This is a genomic window from Ktedonobacter racemifer DSM 44963, from assembly GCF_000178855.1.
Classification (GTDB): Bacteria; Chloroflexota; Ktedonobacteria; order Ktedonobacterales; family Ktedonobacteraceae; genus Ktedonobacter; species Ktedonobacter racemifer.
The window spans coordinates 343,946-361,165 of record NZ_ADVG01000001.1; the positions used below are offsets into that span (position 1 = coordinate 343,946).

At 55.3% G+C, this 17,220-nt stretch carries 13 protein-coding genes; 9 read left to right on the forward strand and 4 right to left on the reverse strand.

Features of this window, described 5'->3' with window-relative positions; translation table 11 throughout:
* Nucleotides 1-110: 110 nt before the first annotated feature.
* From KRAC_RS01605 to KRAC_RS01620, 4 genes are all read left to right on the forward strand, one after another.
* Nucleotides 111-2,744 carry a TnsA endonuclease N-terminal domain-containing protein gene (locus tag KRAC_RS01605; RefSeq protein ID WP_007903974.1) on the forward strand — a complete coding sequence of 878 codons (2,634 nt, stop codon included), beginning with the start codon at nt 111-113 and terminating at the stop codon, nt 2,742-2,744.
* Between the two features lies 1 nt (nt 2,745).
* The gene (locus KRAC_RS01610; protein ID WP_007903976.1) at nt 2,746-4,179 is read left to right on the forward strand and encodes an AAA family ATPase; all 1,434 of its coding nucleotides are present in this window, start codon (nt 2,746-2,748) and stop codon (nt 4,177-4,179) included.
* Between the two features lie 356 nt (nt 4,180-4,535).
* Complete coding sequence (locus tag KRAC_RS01615; protein ID WP_007903978.1) at nt 4,536-4,745, forward strand: hypothetical protein; 210 nt, start codon at nt 4,536-4,538, stop codon at nt 4,743-4,745.
* 61 nt (nt 4,746-4,806) lie between these two features.
* On the forward strand, nt 4,807-5,391 hold the full coding sequence (locus tag KRAC_RS01620) for a hypothetical protein (protein ID WP_007903979.1): 585 nt from the start codon (nt 4,807-4,809) through the stop codon (nt 5,389-5,391).
* 117 nt (nt 5,392-5,508) lie between these two features.
* Here the strand turns inward: KRAC_RS01620 and KRAC_RS01625 are convergent, their stop codons facing one another.
* The 4 genes from KRAC_RS01625 to KRAC_RS01640 all read right to left on the reverse strand — a co-directional run bounded on the left by KRAC_RS01625 (nt 5,509) and on the right by KRAC_RS01640 (nt 11,518).
* Nucleotides 5,509-8,784, reverse strand: coding sequence for an ATP-binding protein (locus tag KRAC_RS01625; RefSeq protein ID WP_007903980.1), 3,276 nt, complete (start codon nt 8,782-8,784; stop codon nt 5,509-5,511).
* 193 nt (nt 8,785-8,977) lie between these two features.
* Nucleotides 8,978-9,943 carry a sodium:calcium antiporter gene (locus KRAC_RS01630; protein WP_007903982.1) on the reverse strand — a complete coding sequence of 322 codons (966 nt, stop codon included), beginning with the start codon at nt 9,941-9,943 and terminating at the stop codon, nt 8,978-8,980.
* Nucleotides 9,931-10,536, reverse strand: coding sequence for a Chromate resistance protein ChrB (locus tag KRAC_RS01635; RefSeq protein ID WP_007903983.1), 606 nt, complete (start codon nt 10,534-10,536; stop codon nt 9,931-9,933). Before KRAC_RS01635 ends, KRAC_RS01630 begins: the two co-directional genes overlap by 13 nt.
* A 70-nt stretch (nt 10,537-10,606) precedes the next feature.
* Complete coding sequence (locus KRAC_RS01640; RefSeq protein WP_007903984.1) at nt 10,607-11,518, reverse strand: alpha/beta hydrolase; 912 nt, start codon at nt 11,516-11,518, stop codon at nt 10,607-10,609.
* A 322-nt stretch (nt 11,519-11,840) separates the two neighbouring features.
* Here KRAC_RS01640 and KRAC_RS01645 point away from each other — a divergent pair, with 322 nt between their 5' ends.
* The 5 genes from KRAC_RS01645 to KRAC_RS01670 all read left to right on the forward strand — a co-directional run bounded on the left by KRAC_RS01645 (nt 11,841) and on the right by KRAC_RS01670 (nt 16,195).
* Nucleotides 11,841-12,431, forward strand: a complete 591-nt coding sequence (locus KRAC_RS01645; RefSeq protein WP_052567852.1) for a PadR family transcriptional regulator — start codon at nt 11,841-11,843, stop codon at nt 12,429-12,431.
* 4 nt (nt 12,432-12,435) lie between these two features.
* Nucleotides 12,436-13,149, forward strand: coding sequence for a hypothetical protein (locus KRAC_RS01650; RefSeq protein WP_007903989.1), 714 nt, complete (start codon nt 12,436-12,438; stop codon nt 13,147-13,149).
* Between the two features lie 77 nt (nt 13,150-13,226).
* Nucleotides 13,227-13,550 carry an antibiotic biosynthesis monooxygenase family protein gene (locus tag KRAC_RS01655; protein ID WP_007903990.1) on the forward strand — a complete coding sequence of 108 codons (324 nt, stop codon included), beginning with the start codon at nt 13,227-13,229 and terminating at the stop codon, nt 13,548-13,550.
* Nucleotides 13,551-13,648: 98 nt separating this feature from the next.
* Nucleotides 13,649-14,805, forward strand: a protein-coding gene (locus tag KRAC_RS68845; protein ID WP_085954386.1) for an IS630 family transposase whose coding sequence is annotated in 2 segments (ribosomal slippage) — nt 13,649-14,102 and nt 14,102-14,805 — 1,158 coding nt in all. Because the reading frame shifts where the segments join, the coding sequence is not laid out codon by codon here.
* A gap of 424 nt (nt 14,806-15,229) precedes the next feature.
* On the forward strand, nt 15,230-16,195 hold the full coding sequence (locus tag KRAC_RS01670) for a GNAT family N-acetyltransferase (protein ID WP_007903992.1): 966 nt from the start codon (nt 15,230-15,232) through the stop codon (nt 16,193-16,195).
* The last annotated feature ends 1,025 nt before the right edge of the window (nt 16,196-17,220 follow it).

The following is a 17,220-nucleotide window of genomic DNA, read 5'->3' on the forward strand; positions in this document are numbered from 1 at the left end:
TGCCTGAAAGGGCAGGGGCATCCTGCGGCGTTTTGGGTGAATCTCAAGTATACTTGCTTTTGAGAGAGCAAGAAACTGGCGATTCCGGCACAACGCAAGGGAACGTGGCCATGAAAATGACATCCGAGGCATTTCATACCTGGAGCCAGCATCTTCAGTTGACTCCTGAAACGGAAGCGCTCATCTCCTCCATTCGTTCATCTCGCCCGATTCGCCACGTGAGTGGGCGTGCCAGTAATATCACCGGACGCTATCCTAGCCCCAAAATGGGTGTGTCTATCCAGTTTGAAAGTGATCGGGTAGAATTCTGGGCGCTCCACACGCTGGAACGAGATGACGATGTGCTGGAATATTACGAGCAGTCCTCGCGTATTCCTCTCAGCTATCAGGCCAAATCAGGTCGCAGGACGACTCAGTGGCATACCCCAGACTTCTTTGTGCTCCGTCGCGAGTCGGCAGGTTGGGAAGAATGGAAGCAAGAGCAGACGCTGGCTTCTCTGGCTGAAGCCCAACCCGCCCGGTATCAATCTGCGGCGAATGGACAGTGGCGTTGTCCTCCAGGAGAGAGATATGCTGAGCAGCTTGGTTTAACCTATCGCTTTCGTTCTTCCGCTGAGTTTCGGCCTCTTGAGATTCAAAACCTGAAGTTTTTGCAGGATTTCTGGGCACATGAGGTTCCTCCAAACGAAGCACAAGAAGCACTTGTGCTCGCCCATCTGCAAGCTCATCCTGGTATCCTTCTCTCTGAATTGCTAGCGGCGTATCCCGATCTCTCCGTCGATGTCATATGGACCTTACTTGGGACTCGTCGTGTTTTTACCGATCTCTCGGCCACCTTGCTCATGCGCCATGAGTCTGTTGCCCTCTATGCTGAGGCGACACAGGTTCTCAACGCATCCCAAAGCAAGATGGCAACCTTTCCCTCCTCTCTGGCTGCTACCCTTCTGGCCTGGGATGGAAGGCTCTGGCACGTCGAGGAATGGGGAGAAGAGGTGGTCCAGTTGCGCCCAGAAATCGGTGAGATTTTGGCCCTTCCACGAGTCGAGTTTGAACACTTGAAGCAGGAGGGCTCCTTGTGGATTGTTGGGGAGGCAGATCCCTCTCCCATGACCCCAGAGGTGCGTCAGATCCTGGTCAAAGCAGGTTCCAAGGCCCAACGGGCGGCGAATCAACGGATGATCCATATGCTTGCCTACGCACGGGGGGAAACGACCACTGCGCCAAAGCGTTCTGTCCAACGCTGGTGGAAAGCCTACCAGGAAGCTCAAGAAAGGCATCGATGTGGGTATCTGGGATTACTCGATCGGGTGGCCGCACGTGGGAATCGAAATCAGCGCATCGAACCAGCCTCACTCCAGCTACTGGAAGCCGCATTGCAAGCGCACTACGCCGCTCCTCAAGGAAAAAGCGCGGCAGCCGTTTACCGTTTGTACCGAGAACAGTGTGAGAAACTCGGACTTCCTCCCGTCAGCCAACCCACCTTTTACCGGGTTCGTGCTCGTTTCACCACCAATGAAGTCGAGGCCAAACGCCGTGGCACACGTGCTGCCTACGCCTCTCAAGCGTTTTCCTGGTTAGATCAGGCGACTCCTCGCCACGGAGAACGCCCCTTTGCCTTCGCCCACCTGGATCATACTGAGCTGGATATTGTGCTGGTTTCCTCGCTCACTGGCAAACCACTTGGCAAACCCTGGGCCACCTTGCTTACCGACGCCTACAGCCGACGCATTTTAGCGTGCTATCTCACCTACGATCCTCCCAGTTATCGCTCGGTGATGATGGCGCTGCGGGTCTGCGTCCAGCGTCACCAGCGTTTGCCACAGGAGTGTTTTGTGGACCGTGGCCCAGAATTCGGAAGTGTCTACTTTGAGACGCTGCTCACGCGGCACGCTGTCACCAAAAAAGACCGCCCAACGGCGCAGCCGCGCATGGGTTCCGTCATTGAGCGACTCTTTGGCACGGCCACGACACAACTCCTGCACCAACTGTCTGGGAATACTCAGGCAACCAAGCAGCCACGTCAGATGACGCGAGACGTTGACCCTCGGCGTCTGGCCGTCTGGACCCTGGAGCGATTTGCTGCACGGTTTTGTGAATACGCCTACGAAGTCTATGATCAAATGGATCACCCTGCTCTGGGGCAGAGTCCCCGTGAAGCCTTTGCCCAGGGAATGCAGCTCGCAGGGATGCGTACCCATCGCCTGATCCCCTACTCAGAAGAGTTTCTCATCCTCTCCTGTCCCACCACGCGCACCAAATATGCCAAGCTTGATGCTGCACGCGGAGTAGTCGTGAATGGGTTGCGTTATTACCATCCCCTGATGCGCTTCTCCAAAGAGGCTGGCAAACCTGTCGAGGTTCGGTACGAGCCGTTTGATATGAGCCGGGCCTATGCCTTTGTGGATGGACAATGGTTGACCTGTGCTGCGGATGCCTTTCTTCAGGTCCAAGGCCGTTCTGAACGAGAATGGGGACTGATCCTGGATGAATGGCGGGAACAGCAACGGGTCCATCAGCGCAAGCGCGTCGGCATCGACAGTGCAAGGCTGGCTGCGTTTCTGGAAGGAATGCTCACCGAGGAAGCGCTGCTTTCTCAGCAACAACGCGATCTGGAAGGCGTAGCCATTCGCGAAGCGATTGTTGGTCCGACGAACAGAGCCTCTCTCGAAGCAAGCGACATCGACCTGGAAATGGACGATGAACTTGATCTGACGACCCTTCCAACCTTAGAGGAGTATCGGTAACATGGCACAATTGACCCCAGATGCAAGAGCACGATTGGAGGCATTTAAAGCGGTCATCGTCAAACACGCGCATCTGCAGGATGTGGATGATCAACTCTCTTTGCGGGTCGAAGAACATGCTGATGCGACCCATGTGCTGCTTTGTGGACCTGGTGGCGTTGGAAAGTCGAAAGCGCTGAGTGTCATCGCAGAGCGGTTTAAAGACGAGGAAACAGATCGTTTCGTCGTTCCCATTCTCCTGTTAGAGCCGATCCCGCCGGACCAGGGAGCCTACCTTCGACTCGATTACTACTGGCAAATCATCGATGCACTCAAGGAGCATGTGCTGGTCAAAGAACTGGTAGGCAGTGTGGCTCATATCATGGCTGCTCCCAAACCAGCCCGTGCCAAGTTAGGCACAATTGATTGGTTCAAGATGCGCCAGGTGGCGGAACAAGCGCTGATCCGCGCACGCGTGAAAGCAGTGTTCGCTGACGAAGGACACCGCCTGATGCAGGGAGACGGGAGCCACAGCGTTGATGAGCAACTGGAATGGCTGAAGTCGTTAAGCAATCGCACAAAGGTATTGCACGTGCTGGCAGGTCCCTATGCCTTGTTCGGCTTTCGTAATACGAGTGGGCAACTTGCTCGTCGGGGGCGAGATATTCATTTTGCCCGCTATCACGTGGACAACAAAGAAGAACGCATCGCCTTTGTGGCCGCCTTGAAGTATTTGCTGGAACGAGTTCCACTTGAGGTCGACCTGAATACATCGCTGTCTTGCTGGCGGTGGTGGGGCACTGGTTGCGTTGGTTGCATTGGGGTCTTGAAGGACTGGCTGGTGGACGCAGTGGCAGCAACGCTCATCCAGAACGGGACCAGCCTGACCGAAGCGGTCCTGACGCGGACCATGCCACATCCGGCCAGACGGCTCAGTCTGGAAATGGAAGCACGGGCAGGCGAACATAGCATCGCACGCCACGATAGCGAGAGCGCCAAACAATTCCAGGCACTGGTAAAAAAGCCGACCAAAGTAGCAAAGGAAGAGGCAAAACAAGCAGCCGGAAACGGATCTGGGGTGCCTCATGCTGGCCAAGCCGACCAGATGAAGGCATCCTCCGCTGTAACGGTACTCCCCATGCCGCAAGTGACTCCCAAACCGACCAAACCTCGTGTGGGGCAACGTGCGCCAGAACGTGATTCTGTTGGAAATACTCCTTCTCCGGCGCAGAAAGCTGTCGGATGTTCCTTTACCGAAATTATCCCAGTCACACGTGCTCAAGCTGAAGAAGCGGGTGTCTCGCGCTTTGAGTGTCCAACCTGTCTGGCAACGAGAACTATTCCTTTCACCGAGGGAAGCGTAAAGTTCCCCTGGCATCCGAAGCGCACCACAGTTACTCCTCATCAGGGCTTACGTTGGGTCAAGCGAGAAATCTGGCGACTCTCTGAAAAGTAGAGAGAGCGTTACAGAGCTGGTTCTGGCGAAGGTCTTATTCGTTGTCCTTACTTGAACGGCATGCAATCTTGTCACTTGTCACTTTGTCACTTCGCTTTCCAGTTTCCTTTCAGGAAATGGGCCTTCTTCTAGCAAATTTCCACTCTCGATGACAGCAAGCTTTCTTTTAGTATGTGAATGACTTGCGCCGAATTGATTTGCTGCATCCTTTTATTGCTCTCGTGAGAAGCGTTTAAGAAGCGGTTGATGCTCTATACTCTGCTCAAGAGAAAAACACAGACAAAGATTCTCTTGCATGATATGTATGTAAGTTTAAGGCGGGAACAGACCTATAACGGACCTATAAGGAGCAGCGCTTGGATACACATGAACAACGTCCTCATTCCTATCTGTTTACTGTTCGTCTGTGGGAAGAGGATGTCACCCCTGGTCAGCGGGAATGGAGAGGTCGCGTGCAACTGATCACCAACCAGACGGTACGCTACTTTCGTCAATGGGACGCATTGGCCCCTCTCCTATTGACCATGTTATTGGAGGGTAATTTCCTGAAAGAGCCAAACGCCTAAACGCAGTAGACACGCACTTGTTTTTCCACTCAATTCGATTGCACAGAAAAGGAGATAGACAATGAATACGACCACATCATCTCATCCAGCAGAAGCGGTCTCCAGAGTCGCCTTTGTCGCTGCCGGTCTCTTCACACTCCGCTTTGTGTTCTTCTTCCTTCCGTACCTTCATTTCCTTCCCTCCGGCCTCTCCGGCCTGGTGCAGGATGGGACACTGGGAGGTGCCATTCTGGGGAATGCTGAACACCTCGTCCTCTTCCCCATTATCGCGGCATTGCCAGCCCCTCGATGGGCAAAACAGGCAGGATATGGATGGCTCGTTGTCGACATGGCAACCGATATTATGGCTCTGCAAGGGGTTTCTCCCGCTCTTTACCTTGCCCTACGCTATGGCGGACACATCTCCTCGGCACTCTGGGTGGCATGTGCCTCCTGGCAAGCGACAAAAGCAACGCGCATTGTTGGCTTGCTGTACGCATGTGATATCGCACTCTTTTCCTATATTCCTCATGGATCGTTTTTTCTCCTCATTCCTTCAGCGTTCCTCTTCCCCCTCTGGCTGGTCCTCGTCGGGCGGCTCCTGACACAGCATCGGACGACCCCGTTGGCCCAAATGCCTCTGGACAAGGAGCACGTCCCCGCGTAAAGCGCTCCACAAGACGAGGGAGAAGCAATAATGCTCAGGAACACCATCGCTTCTCCCTCGTTTCGTAACGTGATTGCATCCACGTCGTATGAGACACGCGTTGATAGATAGGTCGTCTTACAGATAGCTTAGATCCTGTGCAGATGAGAGCGCTTGTTGCAAGCGTGCAGCAACAGCGGTTTGTTGTTCCTCATCTCGAAGCTGTATCGTCTCTTCAAGCAGTACTGAGAGTGCACCCGGAAGCCGTTGTTGGGGAGGCGCAAGCAGCGCGCGCGCGAGGCCAATAGCCTCCTCAAGCTGCTGTTGCCTGAGCGCGAGAGCCATGAGGGGCCATAAGCCTGTCCACTGAAAGGCATATGCCTGGGGCTGGTGTTGCCATGCCTCTCGCGCTGCCTGCCCATGGCGTTTGGCCTCTTGAAATTCACCATCATGCCAGGAGATCCATGCACGATGGGCTGCGAGCACGCCTGCAAACCGCCTTTCTCCTTGAAGCTGTGCCTGACTCAGCAGCTCTCGCAGCGATTCGATCTTGCCCTGTCTCCTCCACACCAAGGGCAGGAAATGCAGACGACATCGGGCAACCAATTCTCGCTCTCCCACCTGCTCGCCTGCTGCGCATGCTGTGAGCAGATGCGTTTCTGCCTGTGCAAACGCACCACTTAAGAACAGGCTATATCCCAGGTTAAAGTGGGCAGTCCCTCTGAGGCGGGGATTGCCCGTATCAAGACTGAGAGCAAGCGCTTGCTGGCAGAGATCGACTGTTTCTTTCGAGAGCATATAGCGGTCGCGGATCGCATCGCGCATGGCGATATAACCAGAGAACTCGACGCGTTGCGCAACCTGTCCATCGGCCTGGAGATGTGGCCGGACGCGTTCAAGGGTGCGTGTCATCTCCTGGACCCGGCTCTGCATGAAGAAAATGAAGAGCTGTCCAAGCTGCGTTTGCAGCCACTCCTGGTGCCAGGCGTCTCCGGATTGGTCTTCTTCCTGCTCCAGCAGATGCTCTGCACGTTGATAGGCCTGGAGTGCCTCTGCCAGGTGGGGTGGATAATCGCGTGTGACCGCGATTTTGCGATAGAGGCGAGCGTGCCAGACGGTCTCCTGTTCAGAGACGAAACGCAAGGACTGGTGATAGGCCTCGGCAGCCTCCTGGTGGTTCCCTGTGACCTCCAGGGCATCGCCCAGCAGTTCGGAGACAGAGGGGATCACGTTCCCTGGAAGTGTGCGTTGAACCTGTTCCGATGAGGAGAAGATGGCAAGCGCACGTTGGCAGAGCGCGACCGTTTCCACGTGGTCGTAGATTCGATATGCGGCCTTTGCCGCCCGCTGGTAGAAGCGAACTGCCTGTTCCAACAGGTTCGCCTGTTCATAATGGAACGCGAGTTGCGAACTCAGAGCATTCAGATTCCCGGCGGCAAGCTCGTTGAGCACGTCTGCAACACGACGATGCAGAAAACGCCGACGTCGGGCGCTGAGTTCAGAGAGCGCCGCTTCACGGAGCTTTTCGTGGCTAAAATCATAGGTATCGTCTGTGTGTTCCTGGACAATGCGGCGTCGCCATAATTCATCCAGGCCGCGTATGAGTGTCTCCTCAGGCTCCCCACTCACTCCTGCCAGCAGGGGAAAGGAAAAGGTGCGACCGATGACTGCGGCCACATCGACCAGTTCGCGTGCCAGAGGCGTCAGTTGTCCAAGTCGCATGGTGAGAATAGTCCGCAGTGTTGGGGGGAGCGAGGAGGTGGGTACTATGGAACGTCCCTGTTGCTCTGCTCCAGGCAGGGATGCCTCTTGCTCGTGTCCCGGTTGGTGGGTTTCCAGTGTTCCCGAACGAATCATTTCGACAACAAACAGCGGATTGCCTTCGGTTTCGCGATAGAACTTGCTCATCACCTCGGGGGCAAGATGGTGACCCAGGAACTGCTCAGCCAGGGTTGTCGTTTCGGCAAGCCCCAAAGGCGTCAGTGACAGTTCTGTGACCTGCGCCTGTCGCTGGAAAGGGGGCAGCCATGTCGTGAGCGGATGTCCAGGATGGACCTCCTCGGATCGAACCGTTGCGACAAGGAGCAGGCGTGCATGTTCCTGCGAGGCTATCTGCCAGAAATACTGGAGCCACTCGAAGGTCTCATGATCACACCAGTGCAGGTCATCAAGCAGTAGCAACATGGGTTGACGGGCAGAGAGCACGAAACGGGTGATTGCCTCAAAGAAGCGTTGGCGTTGCCACCCTTCAGTTAGCGCTGTCGGAGGAGGCACATCAGCTCGCGCGTCCAGTACTTCTGGGAGGAGCCGGGCAATGTCCGTGAGCCAAACTGATCCAAAGGAGGCGAGATCTCGTTGTGTAGCGAGGGTGCGTAACCAGGTCGCCACAGGCGTATAGGCCAGAGGGGTAAGCGTCGCATAGCAGTGGGCGCTCGCAGTAAGAAGTCCCTGACGACTGACCCATGTCTCCATTTCCTCAGCCAATCGTGTTTTGCCAATCCCTGCTTCACCAGAAAGCAGGAGCAGGTGCGGGTGTCCTTCCACGGCAGTACGCCAGGCAGTCTGAAAGGCATTCCACTCTGTATGCCGACCAATGAGCCGCGTCGTCGTCCTGCCTGCCGAATGAACGCTCGTGCTCGTCTCTGAGGAAGCATCTGCGTGCATGAGTGACTCGTAAAGGGTTCGTGTGGCCTCGCCTGGCTTGGTGCCTAACTCACGGTCCAAGAGTTTGGCGCAGGCGTGATAGGTGCGTAACGCCGCTGCCCGGTCTCCGCGCAAGGCGTGTAAGCGCATGCTCTGACGATACGCCCCCTCATGCAGTGGCTCGTGACGAAGCAACTGATGGGCCACCTGAAGGGCGTCTTCATACTCGCGGGCCTGTTCGTGCAAGGCGATGAGACGTTCTGCCGCCCGGAGAAACTGCTGGTGCAAGCGGTCACGCTCGGGGAAGATCCACTCTTCATAGCAGCCGGGGAAAAGATCACCACGATAGAGGAGAACGGCGCGTTTGAGGGACTGGCGGACGTCTGCCAGCATGTGCGTCTGCTCGGCGTGCTCTGCCGAGGCAAGCGCCTGCTCAAACTCCAGGATATCCAGCGCCCAGGAAACAGAAGGCCTGGGTTGCCATGACAGCGTCTGCCGGTCAATAGCAAGCACCTGGTCGGCGAAGGGAAGCGCTTGCCGCAGTTGATGCAAGACCTTGCGCAGATTGGAGTGTGCCTGAGCCTCCGTTGAGTCGGGCCATAACACATAGGCCAGGTGCGTACGAACCTGCGGGATACCGCGATGGAGGAGTAAATAGACAAGCAAGGACTGCGCTCGGGGGACGTGGCTCATGGAGAGAGAGGACGTCTCACCTGAAACAAGGTGGAAATCACCCAGGAGATGGATATGCAGGGGTGTCGAGGCTAGCATGGTCTACCTCCTCCTCGTTGTTGGCTGGGCAAGACTGGTGTGGTCTCGTATTGAACGCACTCGGCTTCTTTTCTTCCTGAGCCATTCTTATTGAATTGTAGATGCACGGTGATTCCTTTCGCAAAACAAGAAGATCCTTCTTTCTTTCACAAAAGTGAGATGTGAGCCTTGGAGATTAGCCATGGCCTGAGCGTTAGACTCGTAGAACCGCAATGAGATAGACAAGATACACTCCGATGAGAAGACCACCCATCAGACGAGGAATCTTCCCATACCAGATCAGGGCCAGGAGTATCAGATGAACCGCGATCATGATTGGTAAGGCTGGAAAGGTGACATGGACGTCAACCGGAAGCGCGTGGATGGTAGCGGCGAGTCCAAGAGTGACCAGGAGATTGTAGGCAAACGAGCCAAGAATACCGCCCACCAGGATGTCCGAGCGCTTTTTGCGCGCCGCGCTCACTCCCAGGGCAATCATTTCTGCCCCCGTTCCCAGCGAGACGATGGTAGCCCCGACTGCACCCTGGCTGAGCCCGATCACCTGTGTCAGGCGAAGTGCGCCCTCGACGATGGCTGGTCCTCCCACTGCCATACCCGCCAAACCACCAACCGTCAGGAGGACTGGTTTCCAATGAAATCGAGGGCGTACCTGTCCTTCCTGCGTATCATCGTCATCATCGTCGGCTTCAGCCTCTGCCATGCGCTTGACGGCCTCCTGATCCGTCCGAAAGAGGGAGAATGTATAGCAGACAAACACCAACAGGAGAAATACTCCTTCCAGTTGGGTGACCACTCCCAAAAAGAGCAGCACGGTAGGGACGACTGAGACAAGGGTCGCAATCAGGGCTTGTCGCCGCACACTTCGGTCAATTCCTATGGGGAAAAGCAACGCTGAAAGGCCCAGGGCAGCCGTCACAATGGTGACATTCGTGCCAATGACATCGCCCACAGCAAGGGCGGGAGCACCACGCGCTGATGCAATTGCTGCGGTAAGCATTTCTTCAGGTTCCAGTCCCGCCAGCACCCCCCCCAGGACCAGCGCGCTGATGCCAAAGACGCGGGCCAGGTCGCCTGCTCCATCAAGAAACCAGTCAGCTCCTGCCAGCAGCAGAGCTGTTCCGACAACAAGCAGGCCCAGAGCGATGATCAGTGCTCCCATGTCTCCCCTTCCTCCTGAACTGAAGAGATTGGTAAGGCATCCCCTGCGTGTGGTGTGGGAAGCCCCTCCTGTTCGTAGATGGTTGTCGTGAATGTGTGTAAAACCTGACGACACTGAGCAAGGCACTCCTGTGCTTGCTGGCTTGAGGAACCCGGGAAAAAGTCTCGCTGCTGGACCTTGCGCAACCACCGGGTGAGCTTGAGCAGATCCTGCTCGTTTTCTTCCAGTTCTGCGAACGTGAATTTACACGCACGTGTCTCCTTCTCGATTTCCTGAAGAAACTCCTGGCAGCGCTCGCCAAATTCCTGGTACTCCTTCGCACGTTCTCCCTGGAAGCGTTCTATCAAGCCAGCCTGAATGTCCTCATTGGGCGCAACGGCTTTGAGAAAGATGCCACTCCCTCCCTGCTGTTCCATTTCCGCGAGGAGGGTCGAGAGCATCTGTTCCTGTTCTCTGGTATGGGGGAGCATCCATGCTCCTCCTTGCAGGTTGAGCGCGCCGGAGTGTTGCAGGCGTCTCCAGACGAGCACGCGCAAACTCGACGGTGTGGCGGGCGTTTGAGGAAAGAAGACCAGCCATGTCGTGTCCATCATATTTGCTCTTTCCTTGTTCTTCTTGTGGTGTTTCTCATCGTACCTCTGATCCGCTTCCGAGCGAGTGCATTCATTGCTCGGTGCTCTGTTCGCGCTCAAGGCTGAGCGCCTTCCAGATGTCCTGGGCATGGTTGACAAACGTAGAGAGGTGGCCTTCATCGGGGTAGAACGTCGCGGTGCAATGCGGCAAGGCTTGCGCAAGCAAACGAGCCGCCGCAGCTGGCATGACCGGGTCCTGCTCTCCTTGCCACAGGAGCAGGTTCTCAAACGTGATCGCTTCGACCTGAAAGCCCCAGGGCTTGCTGTACACGAGCCCATCCTTTGTACTCGCGTCGGCAGCCTGCCGGAAGCTCTCAGCCATAGCCTGGGCAAACATCTTTCTGATTTCTGGGTGACCTAAGAGTTGGTGATCTGCCTCTCCGAGTCGCGCCCCAGCGCGGACGAGCTTCTGTTCGAGGCTGGCTTCATCTGATCCTGAAAGCTGCATGGAAAGGCGAAACAAGGCCCGAACGAGCCAGGGAACATGGACGAGCATCCAGATCTGTGAACGCAACGCAAAGGAGCCAGCTTGCTGGATGAAGGGGCCTGTCGCTGGGGAGATCAGGCCACAAGCCGTGAGCCGGTGCGGGATTTTGTACGCACAGGCCAGGGCGAAGGGTGCGCCACCGGAAAGGCCCTCGACGGCAAAGCGTTCGAGACCAAGCTGATCTGCCACCTCCACCACATCATCGGGCCAATCCAGCAGCCGATATCCTTGCCTTTCATCCGAGCCTCCAATGCCAGGCCGGTCCAGGCCAATCAGCCGTATCCCAAGATATTCGGCCATCACGTGGACCGTCAACACTTCTAAGCGTGAGGACCCATTGCCGTGGAAATGGAAGATGGGAAACCCATTTCTCTTGCCGACCTCCAGAGACTGAAGTTTTCGTCCATCGTGCAGCCGGATGGTGGAATCACCTGGTCTTCCTGTTGCGTTTGTCATCCCAGTTCTCTCCACGAAAGCAACTGTTTCTTGGACCATTGCAACAATTGTTGCACTATCACAGTATAGACGAAATGGCACCTTTTTAGCAAGAGCCTCATCATATGATTGTCACTGCTTCAACTACGTGAGACTGTCACAGCTCAAACCCTGCCAGGAAGTAGCTTGTTCTATCCAGCTCCTCCTTCTAACTCATTGCGGCAGAGTCCTTGACAAACTTCTTGCCGTCATCTATAATCTCATTAGATAGTTATAATATAACGTTATGGTATACCTATCTAACTATCTGAGAGAACACTATCAAGGGAAAAAGAGGAACGCCGTGTATGAATTGTTGGTCCTGGGCCTACTAATGCATTTCCCGCTGCATGCCTACCTGATCGCTGGTACCACCAATGACATCATTGGCCCCTGGGAACGGATCGGTCGTGGGAACCTCTCCAACTTATTGAAGAAGCTCGAACAGGCCGGATTGATTGCTCCTGCTGATCCGGCGCTGGTCCCTTTCCCCACAACGCGCAAAGCCAGGGTGTTTGCCATTACCCCCGCCGGACGCGAGCGCTTTTTCCAACTGATGCTGGATACCACTTCCAATCCGGGAACGTACCAGCGGCTCTTCCATATCAAAGTCCACCACCTGGAGTTTCTTTCCTCGCAGGATCAACGCTACCTTGTCGACCATTACCTGACCTATTGCGAGACGACCCTGCGCTACCTGCGCACGGAGACACTGGATCTTGTCAGCGATCCAGTCAAACAGGAGCATGTCAGCAGTTCCATGCGAGGGAATGCGCTGGACTTGATGACGTTGCTGGCACAGCAATGGGAACTGGAAGCAGCCTGGGTCCAGCGTCTCCGCGAACAGATCGTGGAGGCCCAGGACAGCAAGGAAACACACCAGAAAGGAACGTAAGTGTATGTCATCACCATCAGCGACGCAGTTGATCCGTCTCGGTCTGCTCACCATCCCCCTGACCGGGGTACTCAAGTTAGTCGGCAATTTGGGCACCTTCAACAGCGTGGGCTATGGCATCCCTGATCAGCAAGCCGCCCAGACGATCACTGGATCTGGCTTCTTCATTGGCGAGTTCGTCGGCAGTATTCTGCCCACCGTCCTCTTCATCTTTGGCTCCTTTGCCTTGTTCGTGTACCTGTTCAATACCACGGCCCGGCGATGGGCCACCATTGGGATGGTGTTGAGCGTCGTGGGCAGCGCCCTGGTGCTGCCGCCGCTGGGAGTCGTGAACTACGCCTTTCCTGCTCTTGGGCACGCCTATCTAGCAGGAGACAGAGGAGCCATCGGCCTGGTCAACAACTTCTTTCGTTTTCCGCTGCTGACCGTGTTTTTTCCGGTCCTGCTTCAGCCGGTGGGAACGATCCTCTTCAGTATCGGGATCTGGAGGTCGGAAGCGCTCTCTCGGTTTTCAGCAGTCCTCTTCGCCGTCGCTGGTCTGCTGATCGCTATCCCTGTTCCCATCCATCTCATTAGGTGGACTGGTGGAGTCGTCATGATAATTGCCGGTGCCTGGATGGTCTGGAGCTTTCTGCGACAGCCAGAGCCGTACCCTCGGGTGAAGGCACAGGGAGAAGAAGCCATAAGAGGCTCGATGAGAAGCGCGAACCCGGTCTGACACGCGAGGAGTCAGAGCGAGATAGGGCAGGGGGCGGCTCGTACTTGCCTCCTGCTCCACATCTAAGGAGCAAGGATATGCGTATTACTCAAGAGGGGAATGTTGTGACCTTGATCAATGTGTTTGAGACGACGCCAGAGCAGCAGCAGCAGTTGGTCGATCAGTGGACGCGCTTCACCGAAGAGCAGGTGAAGGGTGAGCCGGGCCTCATCGGAGCAGCGCTGCACACAAGCATAGATGGCACTCGCGTCATCAACTACGCCCAATGGAGATCCGACGCGGATTTTCACCGCTTTCTCAACAAGTACAGAGAGCAATTTGCCCAATGGGGCCAGAACGCCTTGCGCATCGACCCACATACCTACGATGTGGCCTATCTCTACGAGCAGGCGGGTGAATAAACCAGGCGAGACAGAGCCATGGAGAAACTTCCTAACTCTGCTTGCCCGAAATCCGCTCCTTGACATGAGGACAGACGCCAGATCGAAGGAGTGCAAATATGAGCACGTATCGCTACCACTATCCGGTGAGATTGAGCAAAGAGCAGCGAAGATGGCTGGAGACGATGGTTCACACGAGCAGAACTTCGACCAAGCAGTATCTCGTCGCCCGTGTCTTGTTGATGAGCGATCAGAGCCAGGGCCAACCCGAGGCGACCGACGGACAGATTGCCGAAGCGCTTTCCATCAGTCGCCGCACCGTGATTCGTATCAAGCAACGGTTTGTGCAAGGGAACCTGCAGGTGGCTCTCACCGGAAGCTTCCCACGCGAACGGCCCGAACGCCGCTGCCTGGATGGCAAGGGAGAAGCCCATCTGATTCACCTGGCCTGTAGCCAGGCACCTGACGGACGGCAACGCTGGACCCTGGAACTGCTGGCTAACCAGATGGTGCGCTTAGAATATGTGGAGCACATCAGCCCTGAAACGGTAAGAAAGACGCTTAAAAAAACGAGCTGAAGCCGTGGCTCAAGAAATCCTGGTGCTTCCCGAAGGAAGCAGACGGCAACTTTGTCTATCACATGGAGGATGTCCTCGATGTGTACTGCCAGCCCTATGATCCAGCCGTTCCCAGGATTTGTATGGACGAGATGGGGAAGAATCTCGTCAAAGACAAGTATCCCCCCGAACCCGCCAAGCCGGGGCAGGTGACACGGGAAGACTACACCTACGAAAAAGAGGGTCGCGCCAATCTCTTCATTGCCTATGAACCTCTGGCAGGCAAACGCTGCCTGAAAGTGACCGAGCATCGCACCAAGCAGGACTGGGCGCTGTTCATGCGAGAGGTCCTCGAAGAGCAGTATCCCGAAGCAAGTAAGGTAGTGGTCGTGCTGGACAACCTCAATACACACACACACGCTTCGTTTTACGAGGTGTTTCCGCCAGCACAGGCTAAAGCCCTCATCGACCGTCTGGAAATTCACTACACGCCCAAGCACGCATCCTGGCTCAACATTGCCGAAATCGAATTAAGTGTGCTGGCGCGGCAGGGCTTGGCTCACAATATCGCCACCATTGAGGAACTCTGTCGGCAGGTGGAGACGTGGCAAGCGCATCGCAATCAGCGCGTGGGCACCGTCAATTGGCAATTTCGCACGGCGGACGCGCGCATCAAACTGAAGCGACTCTATCCGGTGCAGCAACCCGATGGCCTGTGACACTCTCAGGTAGTTGCAGCAGTCACCTTGTCACCCCAAGGCGTGTATCACGACGAAATCTCTGGTATTCTTAGGTCAATAGCCCAGCTATTATCTTTCAGAAGGGACGCACATGATGGTTTTCCACGGGCAAATCAAGTGGGGCGTAGGCGCGAAAATTGGCATTTCCGCTTACCTATCTATGAGTGCGTCCTCAAAAGGGTAGATTTTTCGTTTTTTACAAGCAAAACATACCACGAGGCGCACTGACAACTCGTGGTTTTTTGTGGCTTTTTTTCCCGCTTACGCCTTCTTTCAGACCACGAGCCATGAGACGCTTCGTGGTTTTTTTGTTGGCAACATGGAGAAATGGCGACGATACATGCACGTGATGTCCTGGTAAACGTCCAGAGAACATCAACAGGAGAAAGGAACAAGCTCACTCATGAGCAATACACAAGCAACCCTCACGCTTCCCGACGCGCCAGCCATTCCTGGCTTAGTCTTCCGCTTGTTTCAGGGAGAAGTTGACTTCCCTGCAATCGAGGCAGTGCGCAAGCAAGTGCAAGCCGTCGATGGTGACATCTGGCTCCCCGGACCAGATACCGATCCCGATGACGTGTGCAATCCTTTGCACGATTGCCTGATCGTCGAGGTTGATGGCCAGGTGATTGGCTATACCTGGCTCACCTGGTGGTCAGAGCCCGCTGTTGAGCTGTTTCTCCATCTGGGCTGGTTGGTCCCGGAGTGGAGACGCAAAGGCATTGGACGTGCGCTCTTACGCTGGCAAGAGCAACGGTTACGTCAGATTGTACAGGTACAACCAACGACGAAACCCTGTGTGTTCGGTGGCAATGCAGACGAGACCCAACCAGGGAACCGAGCCTTGCTCTTGAGTGAGGGATACACGCTAGCGTTTACCATCGTGTGGATGACCTGCCAGCTTCCCACCGAACCCATCCAGCTCACACCGCTCCCCGATGGCCTGGAAATTCGCCAGGTTTCGCGTGACCAGTTGCCTGCCATTTACGCAGCGAATGTGGAAGCGTTCTCTGAGAGCCACGACAGCCTCGAAACCTATGAAACCTGGCTGCGCGAGCTGGGCGGACCTGACCTGGATACCAGTCTGTGGGTGGTGGCCTGGGATGGAGATCAGATTGCGGGGCATGTCATCAGTACCAGCGATGAAGCAGGCGCACATACGCCCTGGGTCGGGATACGCCGTCCCTGGAGACGGCGCGGTCTGGGCAAAGCGTTGATGACGCGCATGCTCCAACGCTGCCAGGAGCGCGGCATTCAGCAGGCAGACATCGGGACGAGAGCGGAAAATCCCGGCAAATCTCTCCACCTGTACGAAAGCGTTGGTTATCAGATAGTGTCACGCCATCCGAGGTATCGCAAACCCTTGTAAGCCAGCCATGAGAAACGAGGGAGCCTTTCTCCTTCTCCCTCGTCATGCATCCATCTAGGGGTGACAAGATTACGGAGGGCAAAACCTACGCTAAGCGCTTAGCGTAGGTTTTGCCCTTCGTTAGTCGCAGTTCTCGTGATCGAAGCAACAGCCCGAAATGGACGCCATTTTATGCTTACAAAATGAACCTTTGCATTTTTCTGAAAAGCATCAAAGAGACGAGATGAAATTGCACTGCCATATTATGAGAGAGAAATTTTTCTCAAAAATCGTCTCAATGCACTCCTCAAGCTAATCGTCGGCACATTATCTAAGAGAAACGCGCCAATTTACCTGAGAAATGACAAAATGCTTTGTTAATTTGCTTTCTAACACTCCTAAAAAACAGGCGAAAAAACCGGGCGGGTTGCCTTTGTTAGAACAAAGCTTCGCTAATTCCTATTATTTCGCTATCCGCGAGATCCCTCTGCCCCGCACGCGCGATGCCTGAGCAGATAAGGGCGGCGGAAGCTGCGCCGAAACAGCTTTCCGCCGCCCTCACGGACCAGATTGACCCAGCGCCGAGGTATGTGTGAAAAGAAGGCAGAGGGAATGAAGTGTCAATATGGCATTCTCTCCTCTTTCTGTCTTTTATGTGGTGCTCCTTGCGTGCCGAGAACCTTGGCAGCAGTAGCTGGACTGGTTCTGGCTCATATCTCTGTTTTGTTTTGCATGTATCTCGGTCTGGGGCTTTCCTCAGTCCCTCCATCACCCAGCCCCTGGTGCGCTTTGGTCTCTATCAGGTAGACCATACTCGCCCACCCAACCCTCTGACCTATGAGGTCGCCATCCCCAATCCAGAGGAGACTCTTGCGGACGTGAGTAAAGCCGTCAGCACAGATGAGAGGACCGCTCTGAGCAAATGGCCCAAATTTGTACGAATCGTTGTCATATCCCATCTTTCCCCTTCTCTTTGTGGGTTCACTTCTTGAAGTTTACTTTCCCCACTTTTCTGGGTCAAGACCACTACGTATTCACCGTGTTGA